The organism is Cupriavidus laharis (genome assembly GCF_914271435.1).
Lineage (GTDB): Bacteria > Pseudomonadota > Gammaproteobacteria > Burkholderiales > Burkholderiaceae > Cupriavidus > Cupriavidus laharis.
In genome coordinates this window covers 97,599-112,769 of sequence record NZ_CAJZAI010000003.1, presented here as the reverse complement: position 1 = coordinate 112,769, position 15,171 = coordinate 97,599, and the positions used below count along the sequence as shown (strand labels likewise).

General features: G+C 66.8%; 18 protein-coding genes and 1 pseudogene. 12 read left to right on the top strand and 7 right to left on the bottom strand.

Going from position 1 to position 15,171, the window contains the following annotated elements:
- Nucleotides 1-18 precede the first annotated feature (18 nt).
- The gene (locus tag LDO29_RS07790; RefSeq protein ID WP_224079223.1) at nucleotides 19-486 is read left to right on the top strand and encodes a type III PLP-dependent enzyme domain-containing protein; all 468 of its coding nucleotides are present in this window, start codon (nucleotides 19-21) and stop codon (nucleotides 484-486) included.
- Nucleotides 487-516: 30 nt separating this feature from the next.
- Here the strand turns inward: LDO29_RS07790 and LDO29_RS07785 are convergent, their stop codons facing one another.
- Both LDO29_RS07785 and LDO29_RS07780 read right to left on the bottom strand, forming a co-directional pair.
- Complete coding sequence (locus tag LDO29_RS07785; RefSeq protein WP_224079222.1) at nucleotides 517-1,512, bottom strand: Vgb family protein; 996 nt, start codon at nucleotides 1,510-1,512, stop codon at nucleotides 517-519.
- Nucleotides 1,513-1,525: 13 nt separating this feature from the next.
- Nucleotides 1,526-2,053, bottom strand: a complete 528-nt coding sequence (locus LDO29_RS07780; protein WP_224079221.1) for a DUF3455 domain-containing protein — start codon at nucleotides 2,051-2,053, stop codon at nucleotides 1,526-1,528.
- A 270-nt stretch (nucleotides 2,054-2,323) separates the two neighbouring features.
- Here LDO29_RS07780 and LDO29_RS07775 point away from each other — a divergent pair, with 270 nt between their 5' ends.
- From LDO29_RS07775 to LDO29_RS07760, 4 genes are all read left to right on the top strand, one after another.
- Complete coding sequence (locus tag LDO29_RS07775) at nucleotides 2,324-2,641, top strand: YnfA family protein (protein WP_224079220.1); 318 nt, start codon at nucleotides 2,324-2,326, stop codon at nucleotides 2,639-2,641.
- 230 nt (nucleotides 2,642-2,871) lie between these two features.
- On the top strand, nucleotides 2,872-4,392 hold the full coding sequence (adh, locus tag LDO29_RS07770; protein WP_224079219.1) for an aldehyde dehydrogenase: 1,521 nt from the start codon (nucleotides 2,872-2,874) through the stop codon (nucleotides 4,390-4,392).
- 115 nt (nucleotides 4,393-4,507) lie between these two features.
- Entirely contained in the window at nucleotides 4,508-5,536 is a 1,029-nt protein-coding gene (gene adhP / locus LDO29_RS07765) for an alcohol dehydrogenase AdhP (protein ID WP_224079218.1), read from the top strand.
- 10 nt (nucleotides 5,537-5,546) lie between these two features.
- Nucleotides 5,547-5,945 (top strand): DUF779 domain-containing protein, encoded by a 399-nt coding sequence (locus tag LDO29_RS07760; RefSeq protein ID WP_224079217.1) that lies wholly within the window; start codon nucleotides 5,547-5,549, stop codon nucleotides 5,943-5,945.
- Here LDO29_RS07760 and LDO29_RS07755 read toward each other — a convergent pair.
- A pseudogene (locus LDO29_RS07755) lies at nucleotides 5,935-6,549 on the bottom strand (sigma 54-interacting transcriptional regulator); the annotation flags it as partial. The gene LDO29_RS07760 and the pseudogene LDO29_RS07755 overlap by 11 nt on opposite strands.
- Before the next feature lie 89 nt (nucleotides 6,550-6,638).
- Nucleotides 6,639-6,881: a hypothetical protein gene (locus LDO29_RS07750; RefSeq protein ID WP_224079216.1), complete on the bottom strand. Its 243-nt coding sequence runs from the start codon at nucleotides 6,879-6,881 to the stop codon at nucleotides 6,639-6,641.
- Between the two features lie 170 nt (nucleotides 6,882-7,051).
- On the opposite strand from LDO29_RS07750, the gene LDO29_RS07745 reads away from it, so the two are divergent.
- From LDO29_RS07745 to LDO29_RS07735, 3 genes are read left to right on the top strand one after another with little or no spacing between them, the layout of a single operon-like run.
- A complete protein-coding gene (locus LDO29_RS07745; protein ID WP_224079215.1) occupies nucleotides 7,052-7,942 on the top strand; it encodes an alpha/beta hydrolase in 891 nt (296 codons plus the stop codon).
- 10 nt (nucleotides 7,943-7,952) lie between these two features.
- A complete protein-coding gene (locus LDO29_RS07740) occupies nucleotides 7,953-9,995 on the top strand; it encodes a penicillin-binding protein 1A (protein ID WP_224079214.1) in 2,043 nt (680 codons plus the stop codon).
- A 51-nt stretch (nucleotides 9,996-10,046) separates the two neighbouring features.
- Nucleotides 10,047-11,306, top strand: a complete 1,260-nt coding sequence (locus LDO29_RS07735; RefSeq protein WP_224079213.1) for an arsenic transporter — start codon at nucleotides 10,047-10,049, stop codon at nucleotides 11,304-11,306.
- Nucleotides 11,307-11,334: 28 nt separating this feature from the next.
- Here LDO29_RS07735 and LDO29_RS07730 read toward each other — a convergent pair whose 3' ends face one another.
- Nucleotides 11,335-11,499, bottom strand: coding sequence for a hypothetical protein (locus LDO29_RS07730; RefSeq protein ID WP_224079212.1), 165 nt, complete (start codon nucleotides 11,497-11,499; stop codon nucleotides 11,335-11,337).
- 317 nt (nucleotides 11,500-11,816) lie between these two features.
- On the opposite strand from LDO29_RS07730, the gene folE reads away from it, so the two are divergent.
- From folE to LDO29_RS07715, 3 genes are all read left to right on the top strand, one after another.
- Nucleotides 11,817-12,566, top strand: a complete 750-nt coding sequence (folE, locus tag LDO29_RS07725; protein WP_224079211.1) for a GTP cyclohydrolase I — start codon at nucleotides 11,817-11,819, stop codon at nucleotides 12,564-12,566.
- Between the two features lie 23 nt (nucleotides 12,567-12,589).
- Complete coding sequence (locus tag LDO29_RS07720) at nucleotides 12,590-13,033, top strand: BLUF domain-containing protein (protein ID WP_224079210.1); 444 nt, start codon at nucleotides 12,590-12,592, stop codon at nucleotides 13,031-13,033.
- Nucleotides 13,034-13,210: 177 nt separating this feature from the next.
- A complete protein-coding gene (locus LDO29_RS07715; RefSeq protein ID WP_224079209.1) occupies nucleotides 13,211-13,504 on the top strand; it encodes a nicotinamide mononucleotide transporter in 294 nt (97 codons plus the stop codon).
- A 16-nt stretch (nucleotides 13,505-13,520) separates the two neighbouring features.
- On the opposite strand, the gene LDO29_RS07710 is transcribed toward LDO29_RS07715, so the two are convergent.
- Both LDO29_RS07710 and LDO29_RS07705 read right to left on the bottom strand, forming a co-directional pair.
- Complete coding sequence (locus LDO29_RS07710; RefSeq protein WP_224079208.1) at nucleotides 13,521-13,775, bottom strand: hypothetical protein; 255 nt, start codon at nucleotides 13,773-13,775, stop codon at nucleotides 13,521-13,523.
- 132 nt (nucleotides 13,776-13,907) lie between these two features.
- Nucleotides 13,908-14,072 carry an FmdB family zinc ribbon protein gene (locus LDO29_RS07705; protein ID WP_224079207.1) on the bottom strand — a complete coding sequence of 55 codons (165 nt, stop codon included), beginning with the start codon at nucleotides 14,070-14,072 and terminating at the stop codon, nucleotides 13,908-13,910.
- Between the two features lie 444 nt (nucleotides 14,073-14,516).
- Between LDO29_RS07705 and LDO29_RS07700 the strand changes: the two genes are divergently transcribed.
- The gene (locus LDO29_RS07700; RefSeq protein WP_224079206.1) at nucleotides 14,517-15,164 is read left to right on the top strand and encodes a response regulator transcription factor; all 648 of its coding nucleotides are present in this window, start codon (nucleotides 14,517-14,519) and stop codon (nucleotides 15,162-15,164) included.
- Nucleotides 15,165-15,171: the final 7 nt, after the last annotated feature.

Sequence of the window (15,171 nt, the reverse complement as noted above, 5' to 3'; positions counted from 1 at the left end):
GCCCTCGGGGACCAGACCATGTGGATCGACCATGACGCTGTACGCACCCAGCCGGAAACATACCGAACCCACCCGCCCACGCAATTGCTGCCGTTCTGGGACCCGTTGATCGCCCGGATGCTCCGCACCTCGCCGCAGTCGCTGGTGGCAGCCGTGGAGCGATACGGGTCTCCGCTGAACGTCATCTGGCCGCACGTGCTGCGCAACAACGTCGCTGCCCTGCGTGCCGTGCTGGCGGCGCACAGCGTGCAAGGCGAGATTTTCTACGGCGCGAAGGTCAACAAGTCGCAGGCGCTGGTTAAGGCAGCGGTGATGGCGGGGGTGGGCATCGATGTCTCAAGCCGCCACGAATTGCGCGACGCCCTGCGGGCAAGTGCCGATCCGCTGCGCGTGTGCGCGACCGGACCCGCCAAGACGGCGGTATTCCATGAGCAACTGCTTGCGCGCGGCGCACTGATCTCAACCGTGCCGGTTGACCCTGCCTAGGCGGGATGCGCGGTACGCTGACCGGCTCGCTCACCTTGGCCCGCCGGCGCCGAAACGATACACGACGAGATGGTCCGTGCCGGATTCCGCTGCCCAGGCCTCGCCCGGGCGACCCAGCATCTGACGCACATTGGCATTCGGGCGCGGGCTGACGAAGGTCTCAAACTTTTCCGTCTGCGGGTCAAAGCGCAGGACTGCGTTCTTGCCCCAATCGCTCAGCCATACTTTGTCCTGCTCATCCACATACATCGCGTAGGCGTGGGGACTCTCGCCCGGCAAGGCCCATTCCCGCCACCGGCCAGTTCCGGGATCGTACGCGCCGAGCTTGCCGGCGGTCCATTCGCTGATCCATAGCGTGCCCTTCGAGTCTGACCAGATGCGGCGCGGCCCAGACCGCGGTGTGGGAGGAGCCATGACATGCGCGGCGCCGGTGGCGGTATCGATGCGGGCAATGTAGCCCCCCGCCAGCGAGGCAAAATAGACATCGCCACCCGGCGTCACGGCAATACCGTATGGCCCGCGACCCTGCGGCGCATCGAACACGCGCATGCGGCCGCTGGCCGGGTCGAGTTCGCCATACACGCCGTTCTGTCCCGTGAACCAGAGCCGTCCGCGCGCATCGAACACCGCGGTGTTCAGGTTGGCATTGGCCTGTCCCGCCGGGAGCGGAAAGCGCTTCACGGCATGCGTTACGGGGTCGACTCGCAGGATGGCATTCTGGCCGCCATCCGTGACCCACGCGGCGCCGTCCGGCCCGACGATGACTCCATGGGGCGCAGCGCCTGCGCCGAGCGGGAAATGAGTGGTCTTGCCGGTTGCGGGATCCAGCCGCCCGAGTTCGCCGATGGTCTGGGCCGTGTACCATACCCCGCCGTCGGGCGCAGGCGCGACATCATGGGGATGCGCGCCCGCCGGCAACGCATAGCTTTGGATGCGTGGCGGCGCCTTGCCCTGGGCAAAGACAGCGGTGCCAGCCGTGCTCAGTACGCAGGCAGCCAGTAGTGCGCGAAGCCAGGACAGGCGCATTGCCATCTCCTTGTTATTGGAGGAAGACGTAGTCGGCGCGGTAGGGCATGCGATTCTCCAGGCCTTCCTGATTGCACGCCTGCGGCAATGCCAGGCCGCCCTGTGTGTTGAGCCGCTGGATGTAGCGCACGCCCGAAAGCAGGCCCGGGCCGCCGGCGCTGGTCGCCTGCAACAGCAACAACGGGATGCTGTCGGCTTCCCGCGGATTGGCCGCCTGCCGCAGGACCTTGCCCGTTACCTTGCTGCCATCTGCCGCCTCCCAGGTCGGCCCGGCGTAATGCTTGCCTGCTGGCTGGCCATACGCATCGTACAGATTGGCCTCCGGTGCCCTGAATGTCCACACCAGACGGTTGCCCTGGTCGCGCTTGCATTGGTAGACCTGCACGCCGGTGGCACGCAGCGTTGCGATAACGCGGCCCGCATCGGCCGGCTGCAGTTCGGGCGGCGCCGCGTCGCGGCCCGTCGCACAGGAAGCCAGCAAGCCTGCGACAACCAGCAGGATGCTGCCCGACGGGCTTGCGGCCCGTGCATTCACCGACATGCTGCCTCCTTGTCCGAACCTGCGCGGGATTGCCCGTGCCACTTCGATCCAAGCATAGGCCAAGGGTGGCCAGGCGGTTGCGGCAAATACCTGGTCGGGGCCACACTCGCGCGCATCCCTGCGCCGGAGTGTCGAATTTCGCACAACACCTGCCTGACGCAGGCGAGACAGCCCGATCCGGGCCGTGGCTTGAACGTCCGTATACTGCGGGAATGCTCCTCCAGCCTCCTGGCCATTTCCCTGCCCGGCGCCCCGTTCCCGCACTGCCACATGAAAACCATCGCCCTGTACCTGCTCACCGCGCTCGCCGAGATCCTCGGCTGCTACCTGCCCTACCTGTGGCTGCGCCAGGGCGCCAGTGCGTGGGTGCTGGTGCCGGGCGCGCTGTCGCTGGCGCTGTTCGCGTGGCTGCTGTCGCTGCACCCGGATGCATCGGGGCGCGTGTATGCCGCCTATGGCGGCGTCTATATCGGCGTGGCCGTGCTCTGGCTGTGGCTGGTCGATGGCATGCGGCCCAGCGCCTGGGACCTGGCCGGTGTCGGCGTGGCGTTTGCGGGAATGGCCATCATCGTGTTCCAGCCGCGCTGATGCGCCAGCGGCACAACTGTTCCGTTTTGCCACAGTTGTGCCAGCACGGAACAGCCGGCCCGCCGGGCTGGCACAGCCGAGACTGCTGCGTTCGCGCCTGACATCCCGCAGATCCCCGATCCGACGCCAGTTTCGCCTGCCGCCCCGGCACCGGCACACCTCTTGCGATGTCTGCCTCGCGCGCGGCGTATCGCCGCGCCTGCAAACGACTTCACAAGACGGAGCGAGACATGAACATGGCCGAGATCGCCCAGCTGGGCGTCAGCAACCCCTACAAGCAGCAGTACGAGAACTATATCGGCGGCGCCTGGGTGCCGCCGGCAGGCGGCGAGTATTTCGAGGCCATCACGCCGATCACGGGCAAGCCATTCACGCGCGTACCGCGCTCGAAGCAGGAAGACGTCGATGCCGCGCTCGACGCCGCGCACGCCGCCAAGGCGGCCTGGGGCCGCACCTCGACCACCGAGCGCGCCAATATCCTGAACCGCATTGCCGACCGCATCGAAGCCAACCTGACGTTGCTGGCCGTGGCCGAAACCATCGACAACGGCAAGCCGGTGCGCGAGACCACCGCCGCAGACCTGCCGCTGGCCGTCGACCACTTCCGCTACTTTGCCGGCTGCATCCGCGCGCAGGAGGGTGGCATCTCGGAGATCGACGCCGAGACCATTGCCTACCACTTCCACGAGCCGCTGGGCGTGGTCGGGCAGATCATCCCGTGGAACTTCCCGCTGTTGATGGCTACCTGGAAGCTTGCACCGGCGCTGGCCGCGGGCAACTGCGTGGTACTCAAGCCCGCCGAGCAGACGCCGGCATCGATCCTCGTGCTGATGGAAGTGATCGGCGACCTGCTGCCGCCGGGCGTGATCAATGTCATCAACGGCTTCGGCCTGGAAGCGGGCAAGCCGCTGGCATCGAGCCCACGCATCAGCAAGGTCGCCTTCACCGGCGAGACCACGACGGGCCGGCTGATCATGCAGTACGCGTCGCAGAACCTGATCCCGGTCACGCTGGAGCTGGGCGGCAAGTCGCCCAACATCTTCTTCGAGGACGTGCTGGCCGCCGACGATGCCTACTTCGACAAGGCGCTGGAAGGCTTTGCCATGTTCGCGCTGAACCAGGGTGAAGTTTGCACGTGCCCGTCGCGCGCGCTGATCCAGGAATCGATCTACGACCGCTTCATGGAACGCGCGCTCAAGCGCGTGGCCGCGATCCGCCAGGGACATCCGCTCGACAAGGGCACCATGATCGGCGCGCAGGCATCGGCCGAGCAGCTCGAGAAGATCCTGTCCTACATCGACCTGGGCCGCAAGGAAGGCGCGCAGTGCCTGGCGGGCGGCGAACGCAACCAGCTCGACGGCGACCTGGCGGGCGGCTACTACGTGAAGCCGACCGTGTTCAAGGGCCACAACAAGATGCGCATCTTCCAGGAAGAGATCTTCGGGCCGGTGGTGTCGGTCACCACATTCAAGGACGAAGAGGAAGCGCTGGCCATTGCCAACGACACGCTCTATGGCCTCGGCGCAGGCGTGTGGACGCGCGACGGCGCGCGCGCGTTCCGCATGGGCCGCGGCATCCAGGCCGGCCGCGTGTGGACCAACTGCTACCACGCCTACCCTGCACATGCCGCATTCGGGGGATACAAGCAATCGGGCATCGGCCGCGAGAACCATCGCATGATGCTCGACCACTACCAGCAGACGAAGAACCTGCTGGTCAGCTACAGCCCGAACGCACTCGGTTTTTTCTGATGATGCACAAGGCATCGCGTTTTGCCGGTGAATTTGCAGCCCCGTGCCGCGAAACGCGTGCCATGATCGTAGCGGTGCCCGCCTCCCCGGGCACCGCTTCCAATAAGGAGTCGATATGCCAGCGATGATGAAAGCTGCAGTGGTGCGCGCATTCGGCGCGCCGCTCACGATCGATGAAGTGCCCGTGCCGCAACCCGGGCCTGGCCAGGTCCAGGTGAAGATCGAGGCCTCCGGCGTCTGCCATACCGACCTGCACGCCGCCGATGGCGACTGGCCGGTCAAACCCAGCTTGCCCTTTATCCCCGGCCATGAGGGCGTGGGCTATGTATCAGCCGTGGGCAGCGGCGTCACCCGCGTGAAGGAAGGCGACCGCGTCGGCATTCCGTGGCTGTACAGCGCCTGCGGCTATTGCGAGCACTGCCTGCAAGGCTGGGAAACATTGTGCGAGAAGCAGCAGAACACCGGCTATTCCGTCAACGGCGGCTATGGCGAGTACGTGGTGGCCGATCCCAACTATGTGGGCCTGCTGCCTGACAAGGTGGGCTTCGTCGAGATCGCGCCGATCCTGTGCGCCGGCGTCACCGTGTACAAGGGCCTGAAGGTGACCGATACGCGTCCCGGCCAGTGGGTGGTGATCTCCGGCATCGGCGGTCTGGGCCATGTGGCCGTGCAGTATGCAAGAGCCATGGGCCTGCGCGTGGCCGCTGTCGATATCGACGATACCAAGCTCGACCTGGCCAGGCGGCTGGGCGCCGAGGTAGCGGTCAACGCGCGCGACACGGACCCTGCCGCATGGCTGCAGAAGGAAATCGGCGGCGCGCATGGCGTGCTGGTCACCGCGGTCTCGCCCAAGGCGTTCTCGCAGGCCATCGGCATGGTTCGGCGCGGCGGCACGATCGCGCTCAACGGGCTGCCGCCCGGCGATTTCGGCACGCCGATCTTCGATGTGGTGCTCAAGGGCATCACCATCCGCGGCTCGATCGTCGGCACGCGCAGCGACCTGCAGGAATCGCTCGACTTCGCCGCGCACGGCGACGTGAAGGCCACGGTCTCGACCGCGAAGCTGGAAGACGTCAACGACGTGCTCAACCGCCTGCGCGAAGGCAAGGTCGAGGGCCGCGTGGTGCTCGACCTCGCGCACTGAGGCAGCGACCATGCCGCAAGCCCATGCCGACACCACAAGTCCCGTGACCCGCGTCGTCGCCACCCCTGCCGCGCTGGCGCTGATCGGCGAGCTGCGCGCGCGGCATGGTCCGCTGATGTTCCACCAGTCCGGCGGCTGCTGCGACGGCAGCGCGCCGATGTGCTTCGCCGCCGGCGACCTGGTCGTCGGCGATGCCGATGTCTGCCTCGGCGAGATCGGCGGCGCGCCCTTCTACATGACGCGGGCGCAGTTCGAATACTGGCAGCACACGCGCCTGGTGATCGATGTGGTGGCTGGCGCGGGCGGCATGTTCTCGCTGGAAAGCGGGACCGGGCAGCGTTTCCTCACGCGTTCGGAACTGTTCAGTGACGAAGAGGCCGCCCTGCTGGCCACGCAGCCTCCGCCATGATCGCCGTGCGCAGCACATTGGCCATCTGGCGCAGGTTGCCCGGCCATGCATGTGCGCACAGGCGCGCCATGACTTCGCCGGACACGCGCTGCGGGCACTGCGGCCCGGCCTCAGCCTGCTGCATCGACAGGATGCGCGCCACCAGCACGGGCAGGTCGCCGCGCTCGCTCAATGCCGGCATTGTGACCGTGAGCGCATTGATGCGGTAGTAAAGGTCTTCGTGGAAGGTGCCTGCGTCGATCATCGCGCGCAGGTCGCGGTGCGTGGCACATACGATGCGCACGTCCACGGCCATCGCACGCGACCCGCCGAGCGGCGTTACCGCACGTTCCTGCAGCACGCGCATCAGGCGCACCTGCTGCGCCAGTGGCATGTCGCCGATCTCGTCCAGGAACAGCGTGCCGCCGTCCGCCTGCAATACCTTGCCTGTGCTGCCGCGCCGGCGCGCGCCGGTGAAGGCGCCTTCTTCGTAGCCGAACAGTTCGGCCTCGATCAGCGATTCCGGAATGGCCGCGCAGTTCACCGCCACGAACGGCCCCTCGCTGCGCGGCGAAGCCGCATGGATGGCCCGCGCGAGCCACTCCTTGCCGGTCCCGGTGCGGCCATGCCGGAAGGAACCGGCGGCGGCCGCGGCGGCGTTGTCCGGCAACCATATCACCGGCGGTACGGGGATTGCGCCTGTCCGGCGCCGGTCTACCGGTTTTCGTCAAGCAGATCGTTGAGGATCTCGTCGAATGCCGCCTGCGCATCCTCCAGCGCCTGGAGCGCCGCGTCGAACGTCTGCAGCGCCAGCTTGGAAGGCTTGCCGCTGCCTTGCGGGGGATACTGGGATTGCAGCGCGGCAAAAGCCACCTGGACCTGCCGGGTCGCATCCACCACGCGCTGCATGGCCTGCGCCTCTTCGGCGCGCAATTGTTCGTGCTTCTGTTCGCTCATGCCATTGGCTCCTGGTCGCGCACTGTGGTGGCGCGGCGTTATGAGCCATATCGTACAAGAACTGACCCCGAGGGCATGGGAACCCGTCTCGACTTGCGCGAAAATCGGTTAGGCTCCACCCGGGACGCAGCCCGCTGCGCCCCGGAGAGCCACGGAATCCGGACCGAGACATGTCATCCCTCATGCGCCGCGCGCTGGCTGCCACGCTGGTGACTGCGAGCGGCTTCGCCTGCTACTGGACCTACCTCACCGTCAACCAGGCGCGCCTGCTGTTCGACGCCCGCCGCCGCCCGCCGCGCGACCTGCCCGACGGCATCATCGGCTATTCGCACCTCGTGCCTGGTGGCATGCTGCGCGGCTACATCTACCATGCGCCCGGCGACGCGGTGCGCGACCTGCTTTTCTACCTGCCTGGCCGCGGCGAAGATGTGCTCGAAACGCTGCAGTTCGCGCGCTGGCTGCCACCGGGCGTGGGCTTCGCAACCTTCGATTACCGGGGGCTCGGGCACTCCGACGGCCAGCCCTCGGAGGCCGCCGCGGTCGCCGACGCCAGCCAGTTCCTGCTGCATCTGCGCCGGGTCTTTCCCGGCACGCGAGCCCACGTGGTGGGCCGCAGCCTCGGCACCGGCGTGGCCATCCAGCTCGCCGACCTGCAGGACTTCGAAAGCCTGCAACTCATCACGCCCTATGACTCCATGCTGGAGCTGGTGCGCAAGCGCTTCCCGCTCGTGCCGCTGCGGCAGCTGATGCGCCACCACTTCGACTCCATTGCGCACTGCAAGAAGGTAGTCCAGAGCACCAAGGTGCTGCTGGCGGAAACCGACGACGTGGTGCCGCATGCCTGTTCGGAACGGCTGGTAGCCGCCTGGCCGGGCCCGGTGACGCTGCAGACCATGCACGGTACGGATCACTTCACCATCGTCGAGCGCCGCGAAACGTGGCTGGCACTGTGTGAGTTCGCGCGCCAGGTGCAGCACGATCCCCTGCTCGACGCGCCCCGCGCCCTGCCTTCGGACCATAACGAGGCAGGTGTGCCGCTTCCGCTCGCCCGGTTCCGCTAGAATTGCGCGCATGAAAAAAATCGCAGTCAAGGCAGGCGGCGCCGCACTGGCGCTGGCTGCAGCCGGCGCACTGCTGGCCGGCTTCGCCGCAGTGGTCAGCCTGCGGCAGCTTCCTCCCGTCGATGCCCTGCGCGAGTACCGCCCGGACGTGCCGCTGCGGATCTTCACCAGCGACAAGGTGCAGATCGGCGAATTCGGCAGCGAGCATCGCGAATTCATCCCGTTCGAAAAGATGCCGCGCCAGATGACGCAGGCGCTGCTTGCCGCCGAGGACGACCAGTTCTACGAGCACGATGGCATCGACATCCCTGGGATCTTCCGCGCCGCACTCGCCAACCTGGGCCGGGGTTATGCACAGGGCGCCTCCACCATCACCATGCAGGTGGCGCGCAACTTCTACCTGTCGCGCGAGAAAACGCTCGCGCGCAAGTGGTACGAGATCCTGCTCGCCTGGCAGATTGACCGTACGCTCTCCAAGGAGCGCATCCTCGAGCTGTACATGAACCAGGTCTACCTGGGCGAGCATGCCTACGGCTTTGGCAGCGCGGCCCACGCCTATTTCGGCAAGCCGCTGGACGGGCTTTCGCTGGCCGAAACCGCCATGCTGGCGGGGCTGCCCAAGGCGCCCTCCACCATGAACCCGGTGGCCAACTTCACGCGCGCCAAGCGCCGGCAGGAATATGTGCTCGGGCGGATGCTGGCGCTCGGCATGATCAACCAGGACCAGTACCGCGAAGCGCGGTCGGCCCGGCTGGAGATCACCCCGGACAGCGCCGGACAGTTCGCCGGGCACGCCGAATATGTCGCCGAACTCGCGCGCCAGCTTGCCCGCGACCGCTTCGGCGATGAAGCGTACACACGCGGCCTGAACGTCTACACCACGGTGTCGTCGGTGCGGCAGACCATGGCCTATGACGCCGTGCGGCGCGGCCTGGAGGGCTACGGGCGGCGCCATCGCCTCGCTAGTCCGGATGGCGGGCCGCAGGCGGCGCTGGTTTCGCTGGACAGCGGCACGGGTGCCATCGAGGCCATGGTCGGCGGCGCCGACTTCGGCACCAACCGCTTCAACCATGCGACGCAGGCGCTGCGCCAGCCAGGCTCGACCTTCAAGCCATTCATCTATGCGGCGGCGCTGGAGCGTGGCGTGTCGCCCGGCACGCTGATCAACGATGCGCCGCTGGACAATACCTCGCGCTGGCAGCCGTCCAACGACGACGGCCGCTTCCTGGGCCCGGTCACGGTGCGCCAGGCCCTGGCCGACTCGCGCAACCTGCCGGCCATCCGCACGCTGCAGGCCATCGGCATTCCATACGCCGTGGAGTTCGCCAGCCGCTTCGGCTTTTCGCCCAAGCGCCTGCCGCGCTTTCTGCCGCTTGCGCTGGGCACCGGCACGACCTCGCCGCTGCGGCTGGCGGCTGCCTACTCGGTATTCGCCAACCATGGCTATCGCGTCGAGCCCTACCTGATCTCGCGCATTACCGACAGCGAGGGCAATGTGCTGTTCGCCGCCGACACCGACGCACAGCCGCCGCGCGTCATCAGCGAACGCAATGCCTTCGTGATGGACAGCCTGCTGCGCAGCGTTGTGGACGACGGCACAGGCGCCGGCGTGCGCCGCTACCTGCGCCGCGAGGATATCGCGGGCAAGACCGGCACCACCAACGACGCAGCCGACGGCTGGTTTGCAGGCTATGCCGGCAACGTGGTCACGGTGGCCTGGATGGGCTTTGACGACAACCACAGCCTGGGCGCCCGCGAATTCGGCGCCACCACCGCGCTGCCGATCTGGGCGTCGTATATGGAAGGCCGGCTCGCAGGCGCCCCGGTGGCCGACCCGGCTCTGCCGTCCGGTGTGGTGCGCAGCGCTGGTGACTGGATGTACGCCGAATACGCCGACGGCAAGCAGGGGATCGCCTCGCTGGGCTTCCCGGCGCCACCGCCCGTGCCGGTATCGGAACAAGATGCCACCACCCCCGTGACCAGTGAAGTCGTGGGCCTGCCCGGCCAGCCCGCCGCGCCTGCGGCGAGCGGCGACGCCCGGCCAAGCCTGTAGCCACCCGCCGGATAGCCATCCTCCTCCAGCCTTCCAACAACAAGAACAACAATGTCGAGCATCAGTGCGGTATTGATCTGGTCGATCGCCGCCTTCACCACCGCTGGCGTGCTGGTGCGCCCGCTTCGCCTGCCCGAGGCATTCTGGGCCGTGGCCGGCGCCGTGCTGCTGTGCCTGAGCGGGTTGCTGGCCGTCCCCGACGCGCTGGCCGCCGTCGCGCGCGGGCTGGATGTTTACCTGTTCCTGGCCGGCATGATGGTGATCTCCGAACTGGCCCGCAAGACGGGGCTGTTCGACCACGTGGCGGCACTGGCCGTGCGGCGCGCGCGCGGGTCCTCGCGCAGGTTGTTCCTGCTGGTCTATGGTTTCGGCACGCTAGTCACGGCGTTCATGTCCAACGATGCCACCGCCGTAGTGCTGACACCCGCCGTGCTGGCCGCCACGCGTGCGGCGAAAGTGAAGCACCCGCTGCCACACCTGTTTGCCTGCGCCTTCATCGCCAACGCGGCCAGCTTCGTGCTGCCGATTTCCAATCCGGCCAACCTCGTGATATTTGGCACGCGCATGCCGCCGCTGGCCGGCTGGCTGGCGCACTTCGCGCTGCCGTCGCTGGTGGCCGTGCTGGCCACGCTGGCGGCGCTGTACTGGACGCAGCGCACGGCACTGGCCGAGCGCATCGCGTGCGACGTGCCGGTACCGCCGCTGAGCCTGCAGGCCTGGCTGACGGCGCTTGGCATCGTGCTGACCGGACTGGCCCTGCTGATCGCATCGCTGCGCGGCAGCGACCTGGGCTGGCCCACCTGCGCGGCAGGCGCGGCCACGCTGCTGACGGTATGCGCAACGCGGCGCGACCTGCTGCGCCCGGCCTTGCGCGAAATCTCCTGGGGCGTGCTACCGATGGTGGCCGGGCTGTTCGTGCTGGTGGCGGCGCTGGAGCACACCGGCGTCATCCGCTGGCTGGCCGATATCGTCCAGGCGGGCTCGCAGCGCGACAGCCTGGCTGGACTGTGGGGCATCGGGACGGCGGTGGCGCTGGTTGGCAACGTCGCCAACAACCTCCCGGCCGGGCTGATCGCCTCATCGGCGCTGGCGGCAGGCCATGCTTCCCATGCGGTGACCGGCGCGGTGCTGGTCGGCATCGACCTCGGGCCGAACCTGTCGGCAACCGGCTCGCTGGCCACGCTGCTGTGGCTGACTGCCCTGCGCCGTGACGGGCATATGGTCAGCGCCGGCCAGTTCCTGCGGCTCGGTGCGATTGTCATGCCGGCGGCCATGGTGCCGACACTCGCGGTACTGGCGCTGGCGCGCTGAGCGCTGCCGACCCGCCAGCGGTGCTGCTTCAGCCGCGGCTGTCGAACCGGACCTGGCTGCCGGCGCGCTGTGACAGCGCGCCCTGCCAGCGCAGGCGCGGCGCGCTGTCGCGCACGGCGCGGCTATGGTGTTCGACGACGCCGGCTTCCATCGTGGGCTCGGGCAGCGGCACCGTGGCGACATGAAGCAACATCAGGCTGCTGCACGGAAACGCAATCGGCAAGATCACTGGCTGGTTCCTGGAAGATACCCCGTCGGGCGGAAGAACCGCTGCCTGTCAGGCACCGCGGTTCAGGCATTATGTGCGCTTGTCGGCGGCTTGCGTAGCAGCCTTGAGGGTTGTCATCAACAATTCACAGAGCCCCCGGGCAGTGTGCGTTGCGCATCGCTTGCAGGCTACGCCGCAGGTTGTGAGGGCCGGACATCTGCCATATAGTGAAGCACGGCGCACCACGCTGGCGGGCAGGCCCGTCGGCACCATCCGCCCTCTCTCTACGGAAGCGGCTCTCCATGACAGACAAGGACGCGGCGCATCACGGCGCGAAGAAAACACCCGGCGACGCCAACCCCGCGCGGGACGAGTCAAGCGTATCGGACCGTATCCGCTCTCGCCTGCAGGCCGCCAGGGAACGCTTCCATGCCAACGACAACATCGCCCGCTACATCGAGCCGGGCGAACTCGACGCGCTCCAGGAAGAAGTGCAGGCGCGCCTCGAAGACGTGCTGCGCGCGCTGGTGATCGACGTGGACCAGGACCACAACACGCGTGAGACCGCACGCCGCGTGGCCAAGATGTACCTGAAGGAAATCTTCGCGGGGCGCTACGCGAAACCACCTGCCGTGACAGAGTTTCCCAATGTGGAGCAGCTCAGCGAACTGATGATCGTCGGGCCGATCCGCGTACGCAGCGCGTGTTCGCACCACCTGTGTCCGATCATCGGCAAGCTGTGGGTGGGCGTGATGCCGAACCAGCATTCCAACCTGATTGGCCTGTCCAAGTACGCGCGCCTGGCCGAATGGATCATGTGCCGGCCGCAGATCCAGGAAGAGGCCGTGGCCCAGGTGGCCGACCTGCTGCAGGAGAAGATGAACCCCGACGGCCTGGCCATCGTGATGGAGGCCGAGCACTTCTGCATGCATTGGCGCGGCGTGCGCGACACCGATGCCAAGATGACCAATAGCGTGATGCGCGGCTCCTTCCTGAAGGACGGCAGCCTGCGCCGCGAATTCCTCGCGTTGCTCAACCGCAACGGCAAATAGCCCCATCACCCGGAGCCGCCAGCATGCTCGTCCGCCTGCTCTATGCCAGCCGCGCCCGCCAGGCGATCGACGCGGCGGCGCTCGATGCGATCCTTGCCACCAGCCTGGAGCGCAACCCGCAGCACGGCATCACCGGCGTGCTGTGCCATGGCAACGGCGTCTTCCTGCAGGCGCTGGAGGGCGAGCGCCAGGAAGTGTCCCGCCTGTTCCAGGCCATCACGCGCGATCCGCGCCACCATGACGTGGTGCTGCTGCACTTCGAAGATATCTGCCAGCGCGACTTCGCCGGCTGGGCCATGGGCCACGTCAACGCCGCGCGCATCAACACCGCCACGCTGCTGAAGTTCTCCGCCCGCGCGGAACTGGACCCGTTCAGAACATCCGGCCAGGCGTCGCTGGCGCTGCTCAAGGAATTGAGTGCCGGCGCGTCGGTCGTGGCCCGCGCGGCCGACCGCGGCCGGCCCTGATCCCTCCCTGGTACCGGACTGTATGCGGAAGCCGGCCCTGTAGCCGGCAATGTGTCGTCAGCCGCCCATTCCAACCTTTCATGCAAACCTGAAAACACTTGCACACGCCTGCGTTCCGGGCTAAAGTCGCGCTCGATTGTATGCAAAATATGAACACAAAATCAGGAGACACGCGGCATGGACTTCGCGCCCCAAATTGTTCCCAACCTGCTCAACGGACTCGAATGGTCGGGCTGCGCCCTGGCCATGAGCGGCTCGCTGCTGGTGGCCCTGCATAACCGGGCCTCGCGCTGGGGATGGATCGCGTACCTGTGCTCCAACCTGGTCTGGAGCGCATTTGCGCTGGTGACCGGCACCTACGGCCTGTTCGTGCAGCAGCTCGGCTTCACGGCAACCAGTTGCTATGGCCTGTACCGCCACACCATGTATCACCGCGAACTCGACCGGAAGGCGGCGGGCTCCGCCGCCTGAGCGTCAGCGCGTTCCGCTACACGGTCACCCGGCCGAACAGGCCGCATTCGAGATCGCTTTCGAACTCCTCGGTCCATTCGACGCCCGCGCCGGCTTCATAGGCGCTGCTGGCCTCGGTGCTGAGCCGCCGCACGCTGATGCGGCGCACCGCGTTGCCATTCATCTCGTCGGTGACATCGAAGTCGTCCGGGGCCATGCCCATCTGCCTGCATATCTGCGCGAACTGTTGCTGTTCCTCCGCGGAAAATTCGGAAAACGGTCTCGTAGCCATGGCATCCTCCGTCAGGTCATGAGATCGCCGCATGCGCGCAGCGGGAGCGTGCGTTGCGCGGAATGCGCCACGCAAAAAGAAGTGCATGCCGGTGGCATGCATCAACCCACTGTGAATTGTTGTTTCGGGGGTTCAGCTCTTGCGTCCGGTCTTCGCCACGAAAGGCGTGGGCGCATGCTGCACCGTCTGGCTGCCGCACTTCGGACAACTCGGGTGTGCGGTCGCGTGCTCGGCTACATGCTCGGTATGTTCGAACATGTGCCCGCACTTTTCACAACGGTACTGGTAGACAGGCATGGTGCACCTCCGGGCGGCACACGTGCCGACAGGCATCCCTCGTGTTGCCGAATTCATTCTAGGCGTACGCAGGAAGGTGGCAAGCCCGATACAGCGGCTGCGCCCGGCACGCCACTTCAGCTTTGCGCTGCCTCAGCATCTGTGCGCCCGGATCACGGACTGCGCTCAACACATTGAGGAAACTAGCCGAAATACGATTCAACGGCGCACATAAGATAGCCAGAATTTCGGGGATTGTGGTGATGCAATAGTCCGTATCAATCGGCCCTTGCCGGTTGACGTCCACAATTACCGAGGTCATCGTCAAATGTTTCTTGCGTGTAGGTATCTTCCGGCGCTCATCAGCCGGTCGCAACGCAGCGCCATTCCCCACCGCTCCTCCCTTCCCCTGGCCACGACAAGCGCGCGCCGCCATGATCCGCGCGGAAAGACCGGAGGCCGGCCATGAATGGACAGCTCATACGCGTGGCCGTTGCCGATGACCACCCGCTGGTCTTGACCGCGCTGCGCGATTGCCTGCAGCGATCCGCTCGTTTCCGCATCGCCTGCGAATGCACCGGCGGCTCCGAGCTGGTCCATGCGCTCGACCGGCAACCCGCCGACATCGCGATCACCGACTTCTGCATGGGCCACGGCGATGCCACGCTGGACGGCTTCAACCTGCTCAACCGGCTGGCGCGGCGCCATCACGGCACGCGCATCGTCGTGGTCAGCGCGCAGTCGAACGCGGCCATCATCCGGCGCGCCGTCAAGCTGGGCGCGCGCGCCTTCGTCAGCAAGGAAGACGAGCTCGAAGAATCCTTGCGCGCCTGCCTCCATGTCATGGCCAGCGACAGTTGCTACTACTCGCCTTCCATACGCGCGATCCTCGACAACGCGGCGATGTCGGATGCCCCCGCGACCGACCTCACGCTGCGCGAAATGGAAGTCGTCAGGCTCTATGCGCAAGGCATGCAGCTCAACGAAATCGCCGCCAAGCTCGGGCGGTCGGTCAGCACCATATCGAGCCAGAAGACCGTTGCCATGCGCAAGCTCGGCGTGCACACCAACACGGACCTGATCCGCTACGCCTACGAGAACGGACTGATCTGAGCCCCCC